Raw genomic sequence first — 22,230 nt, forward strand, 5'->3', positions numbered from 1 at the left:
GGTCCAGTGTGTAAGTTATCCACCTTTTGAGAGGACCGTAGGAAGGACTAGCTTCTTGTTCTCAATCAGATGCGATGCATCTTGGAGAACACTGGCATCGCAAGTCACTACCCATAATATAATGTTTGCTGACACTAAGGAATGTAGCAACCGGGTTCAAGACAAAAGGAGGTCCCTATGAAGATTAGTTGTAGTATTCATTCTGGCCTGTCATACGCACCTCACCAAATTCCCTAACATATTCTGTCGTGGAACTGCCGTCGAATTCGCGTTCATACTACTCGCGACGTGGTCGAACCGGAAATGCGCACCAGATAGGTCGTCGGTTTCTATTTCGATGACCGAGGGCACGTTTTTAACACGCGAGTAAGAACAGTAGGCCAACAAATGAGTAGTTCATCGGAGGACAGCTATTCGCTCGAAGACGTTCAGGGTGATCTTGACGTACTTCGAGCCGTCGACGACAAGGTAGTCGAGGCGATTGAAGGGGCCGAAACTGCGGAAGTTTTGGAGTATCTCGTTCGTGAACAGCAGTTGGATCTCCACCACGAGGGCGATCAGGGTGTCGGTCGAATTCGGCGAGCAGTTCTCGAGTCGCCGAAGGCGTCGCAGGATCTGAAGCGAACCGTCATCACCCGGGGCGACGACACACCCGAAACTATACTCGTTCCCGATGACGTCGAACGAAACGCGAGGACGGCTCTGCGTACCGGAAAGCCAGTGGTTCTCTACGGCCCGACCGGCACCGGAAAGACGACGTTCGCAAAACAGCTTGCACTCCGACACTGTGTGGGCTACTCGCTACACACCGCGACGCCCTCGTGGACGGCCAAAGACATCATCGGCGGAATCGGCCCGAACCTCACCGGTTCCTCGGGGTATCGCTCGCTGAATTACGAGACCGAACTTGGCGCCGTCTCCGAGGGTGTCAGGCGAGCCCGTGATTTCAACATCCCGTATGCGGTCATCCTCGACGAGATTACGCGTGCCGACATCTCCCAGATCTTCGGCCCGCTCTACACGGCCATCGAGAACCGCAATCAGACGCTCATCGAGACCGACGACGGCGAGACCATCGAGTTGGACGAGGATGTGAGCATCATCTGTACGATGAATATGTCCGACCGGACGGTCAACGAGCTGGACAACGCCATTACGCGTCGGTTCGCAATGGTCGAACTCGACGAGTATGAAGACGAAGACCGCCGGTCGCTGTTCGAGGGGTGGCTTGACGACAACCTCGGGGACATCCCACTCGTCGAAAACGACGAGCTTCTCGAGCTTTTCGAGGCGGACTACGACGGGATCAACCACGGCTCGGAGAAAGCGTCCCGTGGGCCGATCATGCGGTTCGGCCCCATGCACTACCGTGACGTGACAATCTTCCTGCGCGAGGCCCTCCGAGACGAGGAGTTGTACATGGAGGCCCCGGAGAAGGCGGTTGGACAGGCGTTCCGGACGTTCATCGTCCCCCGTCTGTTGAACTCGGCGGCCTTCCCGCAAATCGAGCAGATCGAGGAGCACTACCGGGCGCTCGACAACGACTTCGAAATGTACGACCTCACGCCTGCGGCCGACCTCGCTAGCCGCGAGCTGGAGGCCGAACGTCGCCAGATGGGCTCCTACGAGCAATGAGCGTCTCCGACCCCGACGCATCGTACACCTACAAGCCGGGCACGTTCAGTGTACCCGAGCGGGGTGAAATACGCATCGAGGGCTGCCCTCCATCTATCGACGACCAACTTCGTCGAGCGTCATTTGAACAGGAGGCGACCAATGTCTTCGTCAAGACGCAGGAGTCGCTCGATGACCGGAACAAGGAGTACCGTGTCGTCCGCGTCCGACTCGACGGGCCGGTAATGCACGTGACTGCGCGGGACAATGTGGGCATAGTGAGCCTCACTCCTCGGTCGAAGCTTCGGATCGAGCCGAAGATCGACTGGGACTACATCTTCGATATGTTGCTGGCCGTCCACGGACGGAAGCGTTCGGTGGAGTATCACGGTATCCCCCTCGACCAGTTCCGAACCGAGGACGTCGATCTGGAGGACGTCTTTCTCATTCTGGCAATCAACTACCTCAACGGAGTCGAAGACATTCACCGGCGCGGGTTCGTGCGGCAGCTCGAAACGCGTCGCGCTGACCTCGAACAACCGAGGGGTGTCATCGACATCGAGCAGTCGCTGGTAAATCAGGCGGAGGGACGCGCCCAGCAGCACTGTCTGCTGAACGAGGTGAACTACGACAATCCCGCCAACTCACTGCTCCACTATGCCGGCACGCACCTCTTGCGAATGTTCCGGCAGTACGAGGACAAGTACGACCATCAGGCGTACTATCACATCTTCTCGCAGGTTCATCAGGAGGTGCGCCATCTAGAGCAACTCGACGTGACCAGCAGCCGTCGGCGAATCCCCGAGTACCGGCGGTTCTCGCTGTACGACCTCCCGAAGCAGCGCCATTACTACCGACAGGCAATCGAAGTCGCAAAGGCTGTCGTTGCCTCCTCCCTCGGGACGCCGGCGATGGAAGGCGATCGCGAGCTGGTCGTGGACTACGTGCTGAACATGGAGTCTCTGTTCGAGCAGTACTCGCAGGTCGCCGTCGAGGACGAGCTAGAGGCGATCAAGGGATACGATCATCTCGACCAGACCGCGAACGTCTCCGCCGTTCGCTCACCGACGCTCCAGCCTTTCGAGAACGAGTCGCAGGTGTTTCACCAGCCGGATCACGCCGTCGAAGAGGGTGACGAGACCATAGCTGTCCTCGACTCGAAATACTACGCCGAAGGCAAGAACCCCGTGAAGAGCGGCGGATCGCGTTCGCGACTGTTCAGCTACGCGTACCTGCTGGAGACGCCGCGGATGGGCTTTCTGACTCCTCTCGGTGAGCCGCGGACGCGTACCGTCGCGCAGACCGGAGCTGAGTTGCAAGTCGTATCTCCCGAGAGCGAGGGGTTCTCGTTGGAGGAATACCACGACGGCGTCCGCCAGTACCTTCACGGGAGTCTGGCTGACGTGTACCCCGCTCTCGACGTGTTCCGGGCCGTCAACGAGCACGCACTCTGTCTCGATCAGCACGACGCATCCGCGCTGAGCCGGCTCACCGAACGCGGTGGGCCGTTCGACTTCAGCAACGTCCACGAGTTTTCGCTACGCGTAGTGAATGCTGCCGCAGATACGCTGTCGATCCAATACCCTTCGCGCTCGGATCTCGAACAGGATGGCAAGTGGACTCGCCGCCAGATCGAGACTCACTGTCAGGAGCGTCCGGCCGAATCGACGACGTGTGTTCCAGTCTTTCGGCGTGAGAACCGCGAGGAGCGCATCGACCTGTACTTCGTAACGAGTGACGAAGATGGAACCCCGACAGACGTCTCCTTGGTCGATGATTTCCGCTTGCTGTGACCGGTCTAGAACGGTGCGGTGAGCCAGCCGCTACTTCTCCGGTCGATCTGTGGCCCGAAGACGCGGCTCAGTCGGTAGAGGTCACCACCGGTCTGTAGCTCGTAGTCCCGCTGGCGACGCTGGAACGATCCCTCGATGGCGAACTGGATGGTCGGCAGTGGACTGCGGTTCTCCAGAGAGTTCGCGTGGCGATCCATCAGTCCCGACAGATCACTCACCGCATCACCATCCTCGAAGAGTTCGTCGAGCCCCACGACGCACACTTCATCGGGCACGTCGTTCTCGCGGAGCATCTCCTCGAACTCGTCGACGGGCACCCGGTGATCGAAGAGGTCGTACTCGCCCTTGACGACGATGTTGTACTCGCCGGGGAGTTTGCCGTGTTCCACCATTGTTACTCGAAGTTGATCTCGACGGAGATGCTCGATGCCTCGTCCGGCATTCGCTCGAACAGGTCTCGTACCTTCGTGAAGTCCTCACCGGACTCGAGCGTCAGTTTCGTCATCGTCTCCTTGATTTTTGCAGAGCCCTGTAACGGCCCGGGGATGCCCATTCGGTTATTCAATTTGAACCTGACCTCCCCATACGTGACCTCACCGGAGTCTTCATCTCGGCGCCACTTCCGGCGCAGCTCCGCGACGTCGTCGCCGTTGAACACGAATCGCCAGCCGCCACTCGGGATGCGGAACTGGTAGCCCGGTGACCAGCGGGTCGGGTCGCCGGAACCGTCGCTGGCGATGACGTACTCTGGCTCTGCCTCTCGCCCGAGGTGTTGGAGAAGGAACGTCTGGACAGCGTCCTCCGAGACTGTTCCGTCGAACCGTTCGGCCACGCTTCCCACCGTGAACTCGTCTCCTCCGTCGAGGCCCTCGATATAGTCCAAAATCCCCTCGCCGACATCGTCCGGCACGACGGGGACGAGGGTGACGTCCGTCGGGTCGCGGTCGCCGAGCGACTCGTCGTACTCGCGGTTGACGTCGACGAGGTAGTCGTCCACGAGGAAGTCCGTCACCGCCTCGCGGAACGCTCGTTCGGTCTCGCCTCCGGGAAGATAGACCGTCTCGTTCCGTCGAATCTCTTCGAGGATACGGTGGGTGTTCGCCCGGCCACTGCCCTCCAAGGCCTCGCTGATACGCTCGCGCACCTCGGGGGTACCGATACGCTCGGCCTCCGAGATGTCGCGGATCGTCGCGTCGGACTGGGCCTTCGTGACTATCTCGGTGCCACTGTAGAGGACGTACTGGCCGTCCTGTGCGAGGCGACCCGCGGCCGTCATCACCGTATCATGGCCGTCGCCCTCAAGCCAGATCTCCGTGTCTTCGAGGAGTTCGAGTTCGAAGTTCCCGATGTCGACCGCCTTGGTGCCGCTACCGAACCGCTGGCGGAGTTCCTGCTCGACGTCTTCCGATGTCCACCGTTGGACATCGTCCTCGTGTAGGAGCATCGTGTCCTGTGATGGCTCTTCGGGGAGCGATTCCGAGAACCCGTTTGACCCGTGCGTGATGACCGGCTTGTCCGCGAGGGCCTTTCCGGCCGCTTTTGCAACGTCTCGCGGGCTTCCGGGGATCGGGTACGTTGGCTGGCGGAGGAACTGTTCGTAGACGTCCTCGATGCTGGCTTCGCCCCGACGGTCGAGCAGATCCTCGACGATGCCCCAGACGTGTTGCTGGAGGTCGAGGCCCTCGGCGGCGACGCTATTGGCGATGTCGCCGGCGTTCAACGGTTCGCCATCGGAGACGAACACGTCGAGATCCATCTCGGCGGCGAAGTCGAACTCGGTGAGGAGGTTGTCACCGTCGAGTATCTCGCCATAGGCGAGTTCCACACGATCACGGAGTTCCCGCTGTTCGTCTTCGCGTTGGCGCCGTACCGAGGCACGAATCTCGTCGTCGAGCGATTCGTCGTCGAGGACGCGTTCGGCTCCTTCGATGTACCGGGCCTTCTCGATGAAGCCCGTGCCGGACTCGATCGTCTTGTCACCGCTCGGCTGGACGAAGACGAGCGTGTTCCGCCACTCGCGGCCGGGGCTCCCGTCGGCGTTCTTGATGACGGTCTCGACGTCTTCCTGTGTCCACTCGTCAGCCTTGACGACGACTTTGACATCACGGCTGTCGGGTACCTGCTTGAGGTCACCGTCGGTGAACCCGACCGGGTAGGCCTCCTTCCCGAACACTTGCTCCACGGTGTCGGCGATCTGCCCGAGTGCCACCTTCTCGTCGACGTCGTCCGCCTTGTTCTGGATGAGCGCGTTGGGGTTCTGCCGGTCGCGGATCGCGTACTTCCCGTTGAGCTTGTGGAGGTACCACGCGACGCCGTAGAGCTGTTCGAGGTTCAGAACGATGTCCGAGACGAGGTCGCCCGTCTGGAACGTGCCCATCACGATCTCGGCCTTCCCAGCACCCTCTCCCTCGTCCGGCTTGAGGCTGTAGAGGAGAATCGTGTTCAGGATTCTGCGGCCGTACGGAATCTTGTCGGGGTCGACACGGTTGCGAATGTCATCGACACAGACTCCCGGTCGGTCGATGTTGATCCGGGTCAGCTCGTCGTCGAACAGGACGGCGTCGATGTCGCCGTGTGTGACGAGATCGGTCTCTTCGATGAGTTGCGTCGCTTCCTCGTCGTCGGGATCTGCTTCAGGGTCGGCCGCGGTCGTCAGAATCTTCGAGAAGAGGTAGATCATCCCCCGGGTGTTCTGGTTGCCCTCGTCGGCGTAGTACCGCGTCTCGAGGGCGTTCAGGAGGACGGGATGGAACGGATACGTGTCCCGCATCTTCTGTGCGAGATCGCTCGGGATGTCTGAGTCCGGGACGTGGTCGTTGTCGGCGTACGCGTCGACGTATCCTGTGACGATCTCGCTGACCGCCTCCTCGTCGATGTCGTCGATGAGCCTGTGGCGGATGACCTCCTGCTTGGAGACCTTGCTGCTCATGTTGACCTCGGAGGCGTTCTCGCGGTCGAGGATGTTGTGAACCTCCGAGCCCTTCCGGAGGACGGTGACGATGGCGAAGACGTCGCTGTCGTCGAGGTCGGCGGTTTCGAGGAGGGCCTGCAGGAAGCCGCGATTGCGCTTCTTGCGGTCGCCGCTGAGCGGCTCGAACCAGTCTTCGAGTTCGTCCATCAGGTAGGCGACCGTGCGCCCGTCGACCGCCTCCTGAATCGTCTCCATGTCGGGGTAAGGGTTGAGGTCGCTGTCAGAGGGTTCGTAGCCGAGGACGTCGAAGAAGGGCTCCCAGAGGTAGTCCGGCTGGCGCTGCTGGAGCGAGACGGTGACAGCCTCGGAGTTTTCCTCGGTTGGCAGGGCGCCGGCGAACCCGTCGACGTGATGGTCGCCGAAGTCGCCGGCGGCCTCGGGGTCGGCGAAACAGTGGTACATCGCCACCATCTGGTGGGACTTCCCGCTCCCGTACGGCCCGTAGAGGATGTGGGTGCCGTAGTTGGCGTCACCGCGGAGGGTGTCCCGGAGGTCGACGAACCCCTCGCGCAGCCCTTGGGTCATCAGCGTCCGGTCGAAGAAGGTCGACGCGTCGGCCTCGAACTCGTCGTCCTCGTCGACGTTGTAGAGTTTGACTTGGCCGTCGATCTCGCCTTCCTCGCGGAGTTCCCGGCTTATCGTAACCGTGTCCGCGATCGTTCTTGAAAGAGATTCGGTGCTGGCCATCTGATGTCATAGACACCGTATGTTATTTGCATAAGTACTGTGGTCAGCAATCTTCGAACGTTCGGCTGTTTCGTGCGACAGCAGGAGGAATCTTACCGAAACTGGTCTCGCTGCTCGGATAGGAATAAAACGAGGGCATCGACCACGTCCGCTGGCAGTTCTCCAGCGGAGGTAGTAAGAGGCAAAAGTTAACAACGTATCAGTCTGACATTCAGAGAAGCAATGCCCCAAGAGGACTCGGAGTTCGGCGAGCCAGAGTTCTTGGGGTGGCTCCTGCTGAAGCGATTGAAGGAGCAGAGCGACGATCAGATTTCCCGGTCCAAGTTCCTGAAACTCTGTTGCATCACCGACCGCCATCTCGCCAAATCTCAAGAGTACGAAGTTGGGCTCTCCCGGTACTGGTACATGTATGGAGAGTTGGCGAACGAACACGAGTTCTCGGGGCGATTCTACAACGCGCCGCTGGCCATCGGATGGGACGGGCAGCAGTACATTCCCAAGGAATTGCCAATCGAGGCGTTCGAGGTGTCGGAGGCTGGTCTCGAAGTGATCCCCGATGCGGTCGACTGGACGGTACGCGAGTTCGGTCGAAAGAATGTCGAGGAGATCAAGCAGCATCAGTACGAGGAATACGCCGAGAACGAGTTCATCCGCCAGTACAGCGAACTCCGGTGGCTCCTGAGTACGATCGATCTTGGCAGGCAAGAGCGGCTGCAGAACTATGGAAGCGGTGGGGAGTCGAACGAGGAGTACCTCAAGCGGCAGCTCGACGAGATGATGGCGGCGTATCCTGGTGACGAAGAGCGCTACGACGAGATGAAATCGCTCTACTTCCGGTGGGACGATACCGTACGGCTCATGGTCGACCAGTCCACAGAGTACAGCCGAATCGCGGAGTTCCTCGACGATTTTATCCAGTTACTCAGCAAGGAAGTACTTCGGTTCGTCTATAACCAGAACATTTCCGACGAACGGCTGATGCACTGGGAAGAAGACGCCGCCGAAGAGCGGGAGGAGTTCACGGCGACTCTCAGAGACGTGCGCTCCGAACTCCTCCAAAGGCGCTCCCGAAGCACAGAAATTGACCGCGTCTCCGATGCATACTCCCAAACCGTCAACGAGCAAATTGAACGACTCCTCAGTCAGGAATAGATGTCGGACGCGTCGTTCCTCGACACGGGCGTCGTGCTCGGGTACTGTTTTCGTGACGACTCCCACCACCACCGTTGTCGACAGTATCTCGACGACCACGACTTCGAGCTGTTCGTCTCCGAGACCGTCGTTTCGGAGTACCTGAATCGAGAACCGAGTCTCGCGGAAGAGATCGCAGACGGAATCTTCGACCACATCGGCCGGCTTCAGGATTCGGAGTTCGAGGGACAGCTGGACTCGATGGACACGTCCCGAATACGCCAAGACCTGATTTCGGGCTATAACGAAGCCGGGACGACGCTGCACGCGTTCTACACCGATGAGGTGCCGAACTTCATCCAGTTCGACGAGTTGACCGAGCGACTCCGCGATCTTGCGCGGGACATCGAACAGATAGCGATCGAGAATCGCCAATCGTTCATGGAGCAGGTAGACGTCTGGGAGCGAGAGAGCGAGTATGCCGACATCGCCGACGGGCTTTCAGACATCCCGTGGGACGACCGCCGCATCTGTCTCGACGCGCACGACGTCGCAGAAGTAACCGAATACGTGACCGAACTGGCGACGACGAACCCGACCGATCTGGTTGACAACGGGTATCGGACGCTGATTCTGGAACAGACGTCGCTCGAAGACGTGGTGTCGCTCGCAAATCGGTCGTGAGGTCTAACCAGGTCGTCTGTTCCCTCGGAAGAGATATTCACTGCCCGAAGGAGGTGGTTGCGTTGTTCTGCTAATTCTCTTCAGCCATCTCTTCGAACCAGTCAATTAGTCGTAACTCACGATTTCGGTCTTTCCGTAAGTTCTCAATCTGATCCTCGTCAACTACGAACTGTTCCAATGCGAATTTCATTTCCTCATAGCCCCAATCGTCTCGTTTGTCTATGTAGAGGCTGATGAGTGATTCGTGGAGGCTCTTGACGAGGTTTCGATCAGCGACAGTCAGTCTCAAGCCCGCACCCTCATGGACGTATGAATTCCGCTTGTTCTGGGCCCTATTTCGCCTAATTCGGCCAAGTTCCGAGTCCGTCCATCCCAACATCGCTGCTGCCCGGTTAACTACCTCAGACATCGTTTCCCCTTCCTCAACGAGTGTGAGGATCTCGATCCCCCTCCAAAACTCAAAGAAAGACTCACGTTCCGAAGGTTCTGTCATTGCTGCTTGAAACGCACGTAGAGAGTTCAGTAGTCGACCATCTAGCGACTGTTCCTCCTCAAAAGTAGGCATCTCTTCGAAGAGAGATTCGAACATATCTTCATACAAGCTATGTGGGCTATCCGCCTCCCGAAGAGTGGCATCTACACTCCAATAGTGCCTTACGAATTCGTCCTCTTTATGCAACAGATAGATGAATGGTTCTCGAAGTTCTCCCCACCGGTCGGGCCACGGCCCCGGATTCTGTGAGTAGGTCTGTATTCGATTGAATGTTGCAGAGTAGTTCATCATTCCCAGAAGGATTTCTAACTGCTCGACTATGTGGTCAACGGCGTACTGTTCATCTCTTGCCCTGTACGACGCAAACCAATATGTGAACAACGGATTATCCAGCTCGTTGGGGCTTCTGTCCACGAAGTTCATCAGCTTTCTCTGCCGGCGGTAGTTGTCATGATCTTCATCGTAGTCGGGGACAAATCGGTCTTCCCAATCGCTGCGTGGGAGACGTTCAAAAACGACATCACCGGCCTGTGGTGCTTCAGGCAGCAATTCAGACGAGCGACGATGGAAATTGAGTGGGAATGCAATGACGTATTCGGTCAAATCCCGTCCATACAGTCGCTCTTTAAACTCTGTCAGCCTTTCTTCTACCTGCTGGGAAGGGTTATCCGTCCCCTTGACTTCCAACAAGAGCTTGTTCAGCTCACTTTCCAGAACTCCATACGAAATCCGCAGCGAGTCAGGGTCAAGGCTGAGGTTCTCGACGACAATCGGTGAGAGACGGTCATGCTTTCTTGTCGATTCTGATCCAGAGTACGTCCAGTCACCATCATCGTTTTCCTCTATTGCATCTACGAGTACCTCGATACAGTATGCAGTATCGGCATCCATAGTAGCTTCTTGTAACCCACACAAATAGCCTTCATCCGAGCGGAAAGCTATACAACCCTCCCGAGAACACGTAGGAGACAATCAATGTCTCAGGAAATCGGTGAATCCAAAGAGGGGGAGCGGAAGACGCTGCCTATTGAGAAGGGATTTCCCATAGAGCGCGTGAACGAGATTGCGGCGAAGGAAGGGCGAGCGAAGCAGTGGTACCGGCCGATCTACACGATGCACAAATGGTGGGCTAGGCGCCTGGGGTGTGTTTTTCGTGCCATCTCTCTATACACGCTGCTTGACGACTCAGAGCAAATTGAAGTTCATGAACCCGGTGAGAACGGCTCGCTTGCAGACTACACAACAGACGACATCGGCATCCAAAAGTTGATAGATGAGGTTGATTTGACCGACCCGGGTTCCCTCTGGAATCTATATTCTAAGGATGTCCGTGTGAAGGACAAAAAGGTGCTAGACCCCTTCATGGGGGGAGGAACATCTATCGGAGAAGCCTCGCGATTTGGAGCAAAAACCGTCGGTAATGACCTGAATCCCGTAGCTTGGTTCGTTACGAAGAAACAGATGGAGGCCAGCGAGGTCGATGTCGAAGATCTAGAGGATGCGTACGAGACACTACGAGAGAACGTCGCCGAGGATGTCCTGCAATACTATCGGACGAAGTGTCCAAACGGGGATCACGATGCCGACATAATGTACGTCCTCTGGGTGAAGGAAGTCGATTGTGTTTCCTGTGGCCATTCTGTCCCCCTCTTCCGAGATTATCGGGTTGGGAAAGGTCGGTACGATCACGACGATAAATACACGGTTCTCGATCCCACCGATGGGTCGGTTATTCGTGTGGACGACTGGCAGTCGGAGCAGGTTTCACCGACCACGGGCGAGACCTTCGATCCTTCAGAAGGGAACGTGGGGAGCGGCGATTATTCTTGTCCGGAGTGTGGCCAGCAATACGGAATCGCGGATGCTGTCCAAGAGCAGGATGGGTTCGATCTTCGGCCCTACGCCATCGAGTACTACTGTGAACACTGCGATGAGAGCGGATACTCCAAGGATGAAGTAAAGGACTACAAGGCGCCGTCGGATGATGATCTGGAGCTATTTGAGGAGGCATCTGAAGAATGGCAGAACTCTCCAGAGTTACACGAGTACGTCCCTAACGTAGACATTCCGTTAGGGATTATGACCGACAGCTCTGCATTCGAGGGGGGAATCGGTGGGGGCCACAATCTTCTCGACCACGGGTTCGATCAGTGGTCAGATCTATTCAACGACCGCCAGCTGCTCACACTAAGTAAAATCCTTCAGGGGATCGAGAATATTGAGAATCAGAGAGAACGAGAGTATCTCCTCCTGAACCTCACGAATACCCTCTGTACAAACACTCTCATGACTGGTTATGACTATTCTTATAATAAAATCCAACATGTCTTCAAATCCAACTCATTTGATGTTCCCCATGAACCAGCAGAGGGGAATCCATGGGGTGCAGAATACGGAAGAGGCACATTCCAGTCGATGTGGGAGATGACAAAGCGCGGCGTTGAGTATGCAAAAGCTCCGACGGAGCGATATATCGAGGATGGGAAAAAAGTAGAGTCTCCGGAGTTCACTCAATCGATCGGGGGGGACTTCGAGCTTCACTGTTCGGACGCCCGGACGCTTGAAATGGAAGACGAGTTCGATGTTGTCCTTACTGATCCACCCTACTATGACAACATCATCTACTCTGAGATCTCCGATTTCTTCTACGTCTGGCAGCGGATTCTCTTGGCCGACGAATACGATCAGTTCCAGCCAACTGAGACACCACGTGCCGAAAGTATCGTAGCGAACCCAGCCCAGAATAAGGGTGCTGAGGAATTCGAATCGGAGCTGGGGGAGGCTTTCAGTAACATCCACCGGATGCTAAAACAAGATGGTGCCGTCGTATTCACGTATCATCATGCAGGGGTCGAATCATGGGGTGAGCTTCTACAGGCACTTTGCCAGCAGGACTTCGAAGTAACGGCTACCTACCCAATCAACGCTGACGAGAACAAATTCATCGGAGGAGAAGCAGTTACATTTGACATTGTAATAGTCGCGCGTCCCGCAACGAACAGAGAAGCAATCTCGTGGAACAGCCTCCGCCGCAACATCTACCGAACCGCTCAAAAGACCCGACAGCGCCTCGAAGAGAACCGTGACCTCTCTCGCGGCGACATCGGCGTGGTCGAGATGGGTCGATGTTTCCACGAGTATTCGAAGCATCACGGCAAGGTCGAACGCGCTGGCGATACGATGACTGCGAAGGAAGTCGTCGACGAAATCTACGGTGTCATCCAACACGGTAGCGACATCGGCGAAATTGATGTTTTCCTTGATCTTTTGGAGACGCCGGGCGCGTCCTATGACGACCTCAACAAGCTCAGTCGTGGTACGAACGCCACACCCGAGCGCATGGAAGACATGCGCTTGTACCGAATGGATGACGGCTTCAAACTCGGTACGTGGGACGACGAGAAACGCATCGCCTACATCCAGTCACGCGTCGACAACGACGAGGAACTCACCAACCTCGACAAAGCCCAGTTCCTCCGCTACCGCTGGGAACACGGCAAGTCAGTTTCCGAATATCTCAGCGAGTGGGAGATCACCGACGACCTCCGCGAGCTGTGCGAAGGGCTGGCTGACGCAACTGGCGACGACACCTACCGGAACATCCTCGAATCCCGCCTGAGCGACTACTGAGCGTCTAATTCTCTTCGGACTGAAATTGGTCAATGTCAGCCACCGCAAGAAGTGGGAACGATTACGTAGCAAGCGACGGTGTCTCGGGATAACCAGTAGATATGATGAAACTAGAACGATATTTCAGGTTCAAGATTTATAGAGGCGGAGAGAAAGATGAGGAAATCACAACCAGAGTTGAAGTTGGCCATACCGACACAGAGTTGTTCCTTCTTGCGGAAGCGAAGAATCGGAAGGATACCCTATACGAAGGGTTCCAGACACAGTCCGACAAGGTACTCAATTTCGGAACAGAGAACGCAGAGGCATTCATCCCACTCATAAACAACCTCTCACAAGCAATGTCAACCCCATCAGGTACGAGAGTTACAGGTGTGATTCCGGATGTGTCTGGAGACTTCAAAGACCGGGTGGACGATGAGCCAGAACGCCAGTTTGACACCCTCCAGCATGAGATCGATGATCGGGCACTTCACCTTCATCCCTACGATGATGGTGATTTCGTTGGGCATCTTTATGTCCCGATTCGTCCAGAAATGCGAGATGGGGAATTGACTGATGAAAACCAGTTGGAAGAATTGAAAGGCCTGATTGAGTCCGTACAGTCATCGTTCAACTCTTCAGATAGCGATGAAGCGGCGGTTGAGGAAAAAGAGACAGCCGAAGAGACGGCCAATGTTGGTGAACTTCGAGAGAGAGAGCTGATGGAGCTTCTGGAGTTGGGCGAGTCGGAACGAGTGGAATTCAAGGAAACATTCCTGTACCACGTTCATAAACAGGAAGCAGACAAAGAACTCAAAGAAGAAGTAGCAAAGGAGGTCTGTTCATTTGCCAATTCGAAGGGTGGGGTGGTGATTATCGGTATCGAAGATAGCGAAAAGGAGGTGACGGGTCTGAGCCGAGATTATGACCTTATGAAGAAAGGGAAAGACGACTTCGAAGTGCAGTTGCATACTGAGATTGCAGGTAAACTCGGAAACACGGTCGATGCCTCATGTGTCGAGTTGGAATTCAGAACTCAAGACGAGAAGGAAGTCTGTCTCGTTTGGGTGACTGCTAGTCCTGATCCCGTGTATTTTGAGGACGATAACGACAAAACGTTCTATGTCCGAAGCGGATCATCCAAGCGGCCCCTATCTGTCGATGAGGCTGTCGACTATATCAGCAAACACTGGGAGTGAGGTCGACAATCCGTTGTAAATTGGAATCCACTACCCAGACTCTGTTCTCGTTGCTTCGACTTTAAGTCGTCGAGGGGAGTTCGAGCTACCACATTATAGAGAGGTTAAATTGATTACTCAGGTAGGTATTGTCTGGCGATATGGAAGAAATTGAGAGAGGAACGCAGGGAGCCAGATATTATAAAGCTGATTTGCACGTACACACACCGGGGTCACACGATTACGAAGCGGATTTGTCGCCCGGCGAGCTGATTGATGAATTCATCGAAGAAGGGCTTGAGTTGGTAGCCGTCACCGATCACGACTGCGATGGGATATACGAAGAGCTTCGCGAGGCAGCAGAAGAGAGGCCCATCGAAATATTGCCAGGGGTTGAGATTACGACCCCACAGGGGGGAGAGAACCAGATTCATATGACGGCGATATTCCCCCCAGAAGAGCATGATGCCGTCAACCACGTACTGAGCCGCGTAGGAATCAATCCCGAACGCGCTGGAGAGGAACAGGCCGACTCAAGAATCAACGAAATCTGTAGAATCGTTCTGGAAAATAAAGGTCTACCAATCTTGGCGCATATCGACGAGGCAGCAGGAGCGCATGAGGAGACCGGGCCAGGTCGAATACGCGAGGAAATCTTCGACATTGAGCAAGTGGCTGCGATCGAAGTAGTTGATCCCGATATTCGAGCTGAGTATCCCGAATTCCCCGCTGTCAAGTGTTCAGATGCGCACCACCCGGATCAGCTCGGGCGTGGCTATACCTACCTGAAAATGACTGAACCCTCCTTTTCTGGATTGCGTACCGCCCTCTCCGATCCTGATTTGCGAATCGAGTTTGATGCCCCCGAACACGACCACCCATGCGTGGATGGAATCCGTGTCAACGGTGAGTTCCTCAATGGTCGGGAAGTGCAATTCAACCGGAAACTCAATTGTCTGATAGGCGGGAAGGGGACGGGTAAATCAACGGTAATCGAGCATCTTCGGTACGCGTTCGACATAGAACCCCGGACGGAACGAATCAAAAACGACTACACCGAATTGATCCGGGAGACTCTCGGGCCAGATGGCGAGATCGAAGTTCACGTCACGACCGTCGATGGCCAGCGATATTCGATTACTCGCCAGTACGACGAACCACCCCGAATACTGAGAGAGAACGGTGATGGAGACGACGAAGAGGTCGAGATGGACATTGAAACGTTCCGAGACGAGTTTTTCGACCTCGAGATCCACAGCCAGCGAGAACTCTTGGAGCTAGCGCGTGACGACCGAGATCAACTGGAACTCATAGACTCGTATCTCGACTTTGAAGACAAAAAGCGTGAACGGGAGCGAATCAAGGGAGACCTCCGCGACAACGCACAGAATCTCAGAAGCGCACGAGAAGAACGAGAGCGGCTAAGTAGCGAACTAACCGACTACGAAGCTGTCCAAGAGAATATCGCCCTGATGGAAGACCAGGGTGTAGACGAACACCTCGAAGGTGAAGAGCAGTGGGAGCAGGAAGAGAGACGATTCGACCGATATGTCTCGCAGGTTCAAAACGCGATTAGTTCGGCAGAAGACACCACCATCTTCGACGAGACGCCGACCGAAGAAGAAATCGAAGAATCGCCGAACGCTGAACTGGTGGAATCAGCTCGCTCAGAGGTCTTAGAAGCTGTTAGTGATGTCGAGGAGCTACAAGAGGAGATAGTTGAACGAATTCAAGATGCAGAGGAACTGGTCGCCGATAAGCAGGACGAGTGGCAAGAACGCTACGACGAACGAAGGGAGGCATATGAAGAGTTAGCATCCGAGATCGAGGAAGAGACAGGAGTTGACGTTCAGGAGTACTTCGATCTGAAAGAGGAGGAATCACGCCTCGAAGGCGTTCAATCTGATTTGGAAGAAAAGCGCGAAGAGATTGAAGACTTGGAAGTGGAACGCCAGGAGCTTCTGAGTGAACTGCGAGACATCCGCAGAGGTATTACCGATATACGTCGCCGAGGAATCAATTCGATCGACTCAGAATTAACAGATGACGTGCGGGTTCAGCTTGAGCCAAACTCAAACAGGCAGGAGTACATTGATTGGTTCAACAGGGCACTGCGGGGCTCCCGCGTTCGTACCCAAGACAAAGAGGCGATTGCTGAAGAGTACGAACCGGAGAGATTGGCACAGATCATCGAGGAGAAAGACACGGAACAGCTCATCGATGATGTGAATATCACTGACACAGCCGCTGAGAATCTGGTTAATCACGAAGAGTTGCGAGCCAGAGTCCACGAGCTACAGACACTGGAGATTCACGATCGTCCGATTATCGAGATTCGGGACGAGGGCGAGTGGAAGCCGCTTTCCAGAATGTCGGACGGACAGCAATGTACGGCACTCTTGTCGATAGCGATGCTCGAGCGGGATCGACCGCTAATCGTTGATCAACCGGAGGATATGCTGGACAACGAGTTCATCTATGACGTCGTCGTGGACATCATCAAGAACGTCAAGATGTCCAGGCAGATAGTCGCGGCCACACATAACGCGAATATCCCCATCCTCGGGGATGCTGAACAAATCCTGGTCATGTGGTCGAATGGCCGTGAAGGGTTCTTCCAAGACCGAGGGTCGATTGATGTACCCGATGTTCAAGCCAGGGCTCAACAGATTTTGGAAGGTGGAGAAGAAGCATTCAACCGCCGAACCAGAAAGTACGGTGTTCTCGAGTGAGGCGGGATACACTGCAATCTCGGAGTACGCAGGTGTAGTGTAGACTACTGTCTCCCTTCGTTTGGCAGAATTACCAGGTCGTCATTTGTTCCATCATCTGACGCGTGCGGTCAATCTCTTCGAGAGTATCGATGACATCATCCAGCATGACAATCTCTACACCGGCACGCGATTGGTCGACAGGGTTTCGTGAGAAATAGAAGGCCTGCGTTTGATCGTCGGCTTCACTCTCCAGATCGTCCAAGGCAGAGTTCGAGACGCCCTTAATATTCTTTACTTCGCCCAGAACTCTCTCATCCCCAATACCTCCTATCAAATCGAAACTCTGATTGAACCCTGACGAGCCACCAGGCTGGATGAGAGGATAGTACTCGTACGCTTCTCTGAGGTACTCTTCGCATAGCCTCTCGGTTTGGTCGGGTGAGTAAGAGGTCGGGTCATCAGCGGGCAAGCTCTCACGGTGTACAAGAGACCGGATCTGATCATCCACCACATACCACGAGGAGAACGTCGTAGATGGAGGTTCGTAGGCGCTAAGCAGATACTCCGCTCCTTGTAATTCTCGCACCTCCTCCTGCAATCGTACGCCCTTGTAGATGTACTCTATCCCAGGATCATCTTCCAGTTCTCTCTTGGCTTCCACTGGGTCAGTATATTCCTCAGTGCGCACCCCTGTTTCATCAACCCCGATTACAAACGGCCGAGACCCTGGTGGCACGATGCCTAATTTACGGCCTCTATCATAATCGTCATTATCCGCGTCTAGTTGAACAAGGCAAATTCCGCCTTCCTCAGCGAATTCAACCATATCCTCAAGGTCTGCTGCGCCATCCTCGTAATCATCCTCAGAGAAGCTTGCTACGTTCTCGTAGTGGCAGAGAATATATCCATCTTGATAGAACTCAGAGAGAGTGTCGTCAGATGGTTTCCCTGGAGCGAGGCGATGAAAATACACAGCCAACTCATCAGACGAATTCATGACATGACTCTCTCAGCCGACTTACTAATGCTTACTCCCCGACAGAATCGAGGCCTCGGAATCACTCTTCAGCAGCAGCGTTGATTGCTTTCTCAACTTGTTCTTCAACGGAGTGACGTTCTAATGACTCGACTAACTGCAGCTCTTTCCTGATATAATGAGCGCGGTACGACTCCCGTTCCTCGTGTCGGCTGGGGAGTTTCCGAACGACGTCGTGGAAGTTCACGTCGACGACTTCCAGGATTTCAGGAGACTTCTCGGGTCTTGCTTCGATATTCCACCGCACTCCATCGGTAGTAATCCCGACCGTGGCTTCCCCCAAGTCGCTCTTCAGGTAGTCCTCCATCTGCTCTTTTCCGTATTCGAATTTGTTCGGAGTCTTCACCTCGCCGATGACGGCACAGTCCAGGCCGCAGTCAAAGTTCTTGATCGCAAAGTCCGGACGCGTCTTGTCCCACTTCGGGTAGCCATATGGCTGTGCCCAGAACTCGTAGTCGAGGAGTTCCAGCGTCGGCCAGATGAGATACTGTTCGACGAACCGCTCTGGGTGCTGTCGGAGCTTCTTTCCCTTCAGGTATTTTCCTTCTCTAGCGACGTTAGAGAGATGTACCGGGACATCGCGGCGAGAGAACTCGTCGGCGAAGTTCTCGTAGACACGAAGGAGTTGCTCCGCAAGCCCGGAGTGATCGGTGATGCTGGTCGAGGTAGTCTTTTCAGAGGTCATCGGTTCAGAAGTCGTCCCTGTGCTTCTCGTGGAACTCTTCGATCGAGTTGCAGTCGTGGTCGTCGCGACGCGTAATCCAGCCGCCGAACCGGTATCGTCGCCAGCACTTCTCGCCATCGATGAAGACGGGATTATCGCCAACGTCGGGGTCGAGTCGTATCGCGCTTGTCCCGTCTTCCTTCTCGACAATGGAATCCCGGTCGAGATACTCGTTCCCGTGTTTGGGGCGAGCAGCCTCCTCTGTCACCGCGCGTTCGTCGCATGCGTCGCAGACGAGATTCGCGTAGTTCGACGCAAAGTCGATGTCATAGCTCTCGAACGGTTCACCACAGATGGCGCACACTTCCTGTGGTTCTCCCGGTGGATATTCGACCATAATCGAATCAGTAGATTCTGTAGCCGCAGTTCGGACAGTCGTACCCGGCTGCTTGATCGTGCGTACTCACCTTCCGTTGCTTACCGAACTCAGGACACCGAGTTTCGATATTCTCGACAATGTGGGCTTGTGAGAGACTCACAGTTCGAAGCCGTCCATCTCGCCCGATCTATCGAGATCGTCTACGGGAGTGCTGTCTCTAGTCATGAAGTCAAACAACTGACCCACTGACAAAATAATTTGGCAGTAACGAGAACAACTCCAGTCATTCCACCCATCGCAGTGGAGGGATTTCGGCGGGGAAAACACAGAAACACCTCCGATGAGATGATGGAAGTAGATGTCGAAAGAACATCTCGTGGAGGTCGAGTTCCGCCACGAGGACGAGGATTCGGTACTTGCTGGCGCTGGGGAGTCCTCGTCGCTTGTTGAACATCTCCTTTCCGTTCAGGCGAATCGCCTTCAAGCCGGTCAGCCAGACTCCGAACTCCGCTCGCTCTCCCACCTCGACGAGGAGAACGTCAAGCTCCTCGAACACCAGGTAGACGCCGCCCACCGCGCCCTCTTCGAGATGGACGGCAAGGCCCTCCTCGCCGATGAAGTCGGCCTCGGGAAGACCATCGAGGTCGGCATGATCCTCAAGGAGATGCACTACCGTGGCACCGACGACGCGGTGCTGATCCTCACGCCGGCGCAACTCGCCCAGCAGTGGCAGGCCGAGATGATAGAGAAGTTCGGCCTCGACTTCACCTGCAACTACGACGACGACTTCGCCGGGTTCGACGCCCATGACCACGTCATCGCCAGCATCGACACGGCCAAGAGCGACCGCCACCGCTCAACCGTCCTCGCCCGCGATTGGGACGTCCTCGTGTTGGACGAAGCCCACTACGTGAAGAACGAGGACACCGACCGGTACGAACTCCTCGAGAAGCTCTCCTACGACTACGCGTTCTTCCTCACCGCGACGCCCATCCAGAACGACGTCACCGATCTCTACAACATCATCTCGCTGCTTCGCCCGGGTCTGTTCGGGACGCGTGAGGCGTTCCACCACTACTTCGTCAACAAGTCACAGGAGACGCTGGTCAACCGCAACGAACTCCAGAACCGGCTGCGCGAGGTGATGATCCGCAACCGCCGCGAGGAGACGGACATCGACTTCACACCGCGCAACGTCACGACGCGTACGTTCGAGCCCTCGCCGGCGGAGAAAGATCTCTACCAGTCCGTGACCGACTACGTCCGGACAGCCTACGGAGAGGATCAGGGCCAGAAGCTCGTCCTGATGACCCTCCAGAAAGAGGTCGTCAGCAGTCCCGAGGCACTCAAGCAGACCGTCGAGCGACAACTCGACATCGAAGACGGGAAGATCGTTCCCCATGCCGACCAGCTCGAGCGAATTCTCGATTGCGTCGACGCGGTGGAGACCCCGACCAAACTGGAGAGCGTCCAGCGAATCACCAGCGAGGCACGGGAACGCGTGGACAAGGGACGAGTGATCGTGTTCACCCAGTTCCGAGCGACCCAACAGAAGCTGATCGAGACGCTCGCCGACGAGGGATATACGACTCACCCCTTCCACGGCGGCCACACCAGCGACGAGAAAGAGGAGATCGTCGAACGGTTCGAGGAGGAAGGGGGTGTTCTCGTCTCGACGGACGCGATGAACGAGGGGCGCAACCTCCAGTTCTGCAACGTGATGGTCAACTACGACCTCCCGTGGAACCCGATGAAGGTCGAGCAGCGCATCGGCCGCATCCATCGTATCGGTCAAGACCGGGAGGTCTACGTGTTCAACATCGCGCTCGAGGACACCATCGAGGAGTACGTACTAGAGCGACTCTACCACAAGATCGACCTGTTCCAGCAGTCCGTCGGCGAGCTGAGCGAGATCCTGACCCGGCTGGAGGAGACGGGACGCAACTTCGAGGACGAGGTATTCGAACGGCTGGTCTCGGCGGATTCCGAGGTCGAGATGGAGAACGACTTCGACGCGATGGCGATCGACCTGCAGGAACAGCGTGACCTCGCGGACAAACTCGAGGACTTCAACGCCGGCGTCTTCGAGGGCTTCGACTTGGGGGCCAGCGATGACTGACGCCGCGATTCCCGTGACCGGTCGGGCTGTCGAGCGGTTCGTCGAGGCCTATCTGACGTCTCTTGGAGCGGAAATCGAAAAGAACGGACGGCAGTGGTCGGTCGTGCTCCCCGACGATGCGGACACCGACCTAGAGCTGGACGGTACCGTGCTGGAGATCGCCGAGGATCCGGCGGATGTCGAAGAGGGAGCCATTGCGATCGCTCCGGAGAGTCCATTCGTAGAACGCGTACTGGACGAAGCCGCCGACAGAACTCCCGTCGGGTCGGTATCGCTCACGAGCGAGGGGATGGACATTCGCCACCCACCGTGGATTACGGACGGCCCCACTGATGTCGAGGAGGCAACGTTCACGCCGTACTACGACCGGCGGGCCGTATGTGCGATCTTCAACGTCGGTATCGAGACCGTCAGCGAGTATCAACGAGAGGAGCTTCGAGCTGTGGCCATCGATCTCAACGATGAAGAAGAACGTCCGCGTCTGGCAGAGTCCTATTTGGATCTCGTCAACGACGACCAGCGGGAACTCGATGAAGGGAATCGCATCGACGGAGCACGGCTACGAGATGCCCTCGATAGCGCACACACGGCCGTCGAAAGCGACGTGTCGTCGGTTGTTCGAGAAACGCGTGAGCGGGCCACTCGCTCGGCAGGTGTCGAACTCGACGAATACCGGCAGTTCGTCCGCCAGCGACGTGACGAATTGAGCGATGAGATCGACAACCTCTCCGATCGAATCGAAGAGGTGAACGAGACGATCGAGACGGCGTCGGAACAGCAGGAGCGTGTCGAGGGTCTTCGCAAGCGGAAAGAACTCCAATCGGAACTGGATGACCTACGTTCCGAACACGACGAACTATCCTCCCAGATCGAGGCTGGATTTCCAGAGAAGCGGCGCGAGATACGAGAGCGACACGCGCTTACCGTTCGGATACGGGCGGTAGCAGCAACCGCCATCTCGTATGAACGGGGAGATCTCGAACTTACGCTCCAGTCGAACTCGAGGGGCCTTTCGCGAACCTATGGCTATGCGGTCGGGGTTGGTGTGATGGAAGACGCGGATTGCGAACGGTGTGGAGAGCCGCTAACAGCCGAGAATACGCTCACAATCACTGGGAGTCGAACTATTGGAGCAAGTTGCTGTGGAGAGTGACC

Annotated in this window: 15 protein-coding genes; 9 read left to right on the plus strand and 6 right to left on the minus strand. The window is 56.1% G+C overall.

The features are described 5' to 3' along the window. The first annotated feature begins 387 nt into the window (after positions 1 to 387). Positions 388 to 1,635, plus strand: a complete 1,248-nt coding sequence (locus Hhyl2_RS20405) for an AAA family ATPase (protein WP_483552637.1) — start codon at positions 388 to 390, stop codon at positions 1,633 to 1,635. Then, positions 1,632 to 3,407, plus strand: a complete 1,776-nt coding sequence (locus Hhyl2_RS20410) for an McrC family protein (protein ID WP_483552638.1) — start codon at positions 1,632 to 1,634, stop codon at positions 3,405 to 3,407. Before Hhyl2_RS20405 ends, Hhyl2_RS20410 begins: the two co-directional genes overlap by 4 nt. A 5-nt stretch (positions 3,408 to 3,412) precedes the next feature. Here Hhyl2_RS20410 and Hhyl2_RS20415 read toward each other — a convergent pair whose 3' ends face one another. Together Hhyl2_RS20415 and Hhyl2_RS20420 are read right to left on the minus strand one after the other, a co-directional pair. Further along, the gene (locus Hhyl2_RS20415) at positions 3,413 to 3,799 is read right to left on the minus strand and encodes a DUF8076 family protein (RefSeq protein ID WP_483552639.1); all 387 of its coding nucleotides are present in this window, start codon (positions 3,797 to 3,799) and stop codon (positions 3,413 to 3,415) included. A gap of 2 nt (positions 3,800 to 3,801) precedes the next feature. Then, positions 3,802 to 7,065 (minus strand): DUF499 domain-containing protein, encoded by a 3,264-nt coding sequence (locus Hhyl2_RS20420; protein ID WP_483552640.1) that lies wholly within the window; start codon positions 7,063 to 7,065, stop codon positions 3,802 to 3,804. Positions 7,066 to 7,287: 222 nt separating this feature from the next. Between Hhyl2_RS20420 and Hhyl2_RS20425 the strand changes: the two genes are divergently transcribed. Beyond that, positions 7,288 to 8,217 carry a hypothetical protein gene (locus tag Hhyl2_RS20425; protein ID WP_483552641.1) on the plus strand — a complete coding sequence of 310 codons (930 nt, stop codon included), beginning with the start codon at positions 7,288 to 7,290 and terminating at the stop codon, positions 8,215 to 8,217. Beyond that, positions 8,218 to 8,880, plus strand: a complete 663-nt coding sequence (locus Hhyl2_RS20430; RefSeq protein WP_483552642.1) for a hypothetical protein — start codon at positions 8,218 to 8,220, stop codon at positions 8,878 to 8,880. 70 nt (positions 8,881 to 8,950) lie between these two features. Here Hhyl2_RS20430 and Hhyl2_RS20435 read toward each other — a convergent pair whose 3' ends face one another. Beyond that, positions 8,951 to 10,264 carry a hypothetical protein gene (locus Hhyl2_RS20435; RefSeq protein ID WP_483552643.1) on the minus strand — a complete coding sequence of 438 codons (1,314 nt, stop codon included), beginning with the start codon at positions 10,262 to 10,264 and terminating at the stop codon, positions 8,951 to 8,953. Between the two features lie 84 nt (positions 10,265 to 10,348). Here Hhyl2_RS20435 and Hhyl2_RS20440 point away from each other — a divergent pair, with 84 nt between their 5' ends. From Hhyl2_RS20440 to Hhyl2_RS20450, 3 genes are all read left to right on the plus strand, one after another. Next, positions 10,349 to 13,003 carry a DUF1156 domain-containing protein gene (locus Hhyl2_RS20440; RefSeq protein WP_483552644.1) on the plus strand — a complete coding sequence of 885 codons (2,655 nt, stop codon included), beginning with the start codon at positions 10,349 to 10,351 and terminating at the stop codon, positions 13,001 to 13,003. Positions 13,004 to 13,107: 104 nt separating this feature from the next. Beyond that, complete coding sequence (locus Hhyl2_RS20445) at positions 13,108 to 14,184, plus strand: AlbA family DNA-binding domain-containing protein (protein WP_483552645.1); 1,077 nt, start codon at positions 13,108 to 13,110, stop codon at positions 14,182 to 14,184. A 140-nt stretch (positions 14,185 to 14,324) separates the two neighbouring features. Next, positions 14,325 to 16,895, plus strand: coding sequence for a TrlF family AAA-like ATPase (locus Hhyl2_RS20450; protein ID WP_483552646.1), 2,571 nt, complete (start codon positions 14,325 to 14,327; stop codon positions 16,893 to 16,895). Between the two features lie 70 nt (positions 16,896 to 16,965). Here the strand turns inward: Hhyl2_RS20450 and Hhyl2_RS20455 are convergent, their stop codons facing one another. The 3 genes from Hhyl2_RS20455 to Hhyl2_RS20465 all read right to left on the minus strand — a co-directional run bounded on the left by Hhyl2_RS20455 (position 16,966) and on the right by Hhyl2_RS20465 (position 18,974). Next, positions 16,966 to 17,874, minus strand: coding sequence for a hypothetical protein (locus Hhyl2_RS20455; RefSeq protein WP_483552647.1), 909 nt, complete (start codon positions 17,872 to 17,874; stop codon positions 16,966 to 16,968). Positions 17,875 to 17,935: 61 nt separating this feature from the next. After that, complete coding sequence (locus Hhyl2_RS20460; RefSeq protein WP_483552648.1) at positions 17,936 to 18,598, minus strand: hypothetical protein; 663 nt, start codon at positions 18,596 to 18,598, stop codon at positions 17,936 to 17,938. A gap of 4 nt (positions 18,599 to 18,602) precedes the next feature. Beyond that, positions 18,603 to 18,974 (minus strand): hypothetical protein, encoded by a 372-nt coding sequence (locus tag Hhyl2_RS20465; RefSeq protein WP_483552649.1) that lies wholly within the window; start codon positions 18,972 to 18,974, stop codon positions 18,603 to 18,605. 340 nt (positions 18,975 to 19,314) lie between these two features. On the opposite strand from Hhyl2_RS20465, the gene Hhyl2_RS20470 reads away from it, so the two are divergent. Together Hhyl2_RS20470 and Hhyl2_RS20475 are read left to right on the plus strand one after the other, a co-directional pair. After that, entirely contained in the window at positions 19,315 to 21,075 is a 1,761-nt protein-coding gene (locus Hhyl2_RS20470; RefSeq protein WP_483552650.1) for a DEAD/DEAH box helicase, read from the plus strand. Beyond that, a complete protein-coding gene (locus Hhyl2_RS20475) occupies positions 21,068 to 22,228 on the plus strand; it encodes a hypothetical protein (RefSeq protein ID WP_483552651.1) in 1,161 nt (386 codons plus the stop codon). Before Hhyl2_RS20470 ends, Hhyl2_RS20475 begins: the two co-directional genes overlap by 8 nt. Positions 22,229 to 22,230: the final 2 nt, after the last annotated feature.

The sequence above is a fragment of the Haloarcula sp. H-hyl2 genome (genome assembly GCF_056934385.1).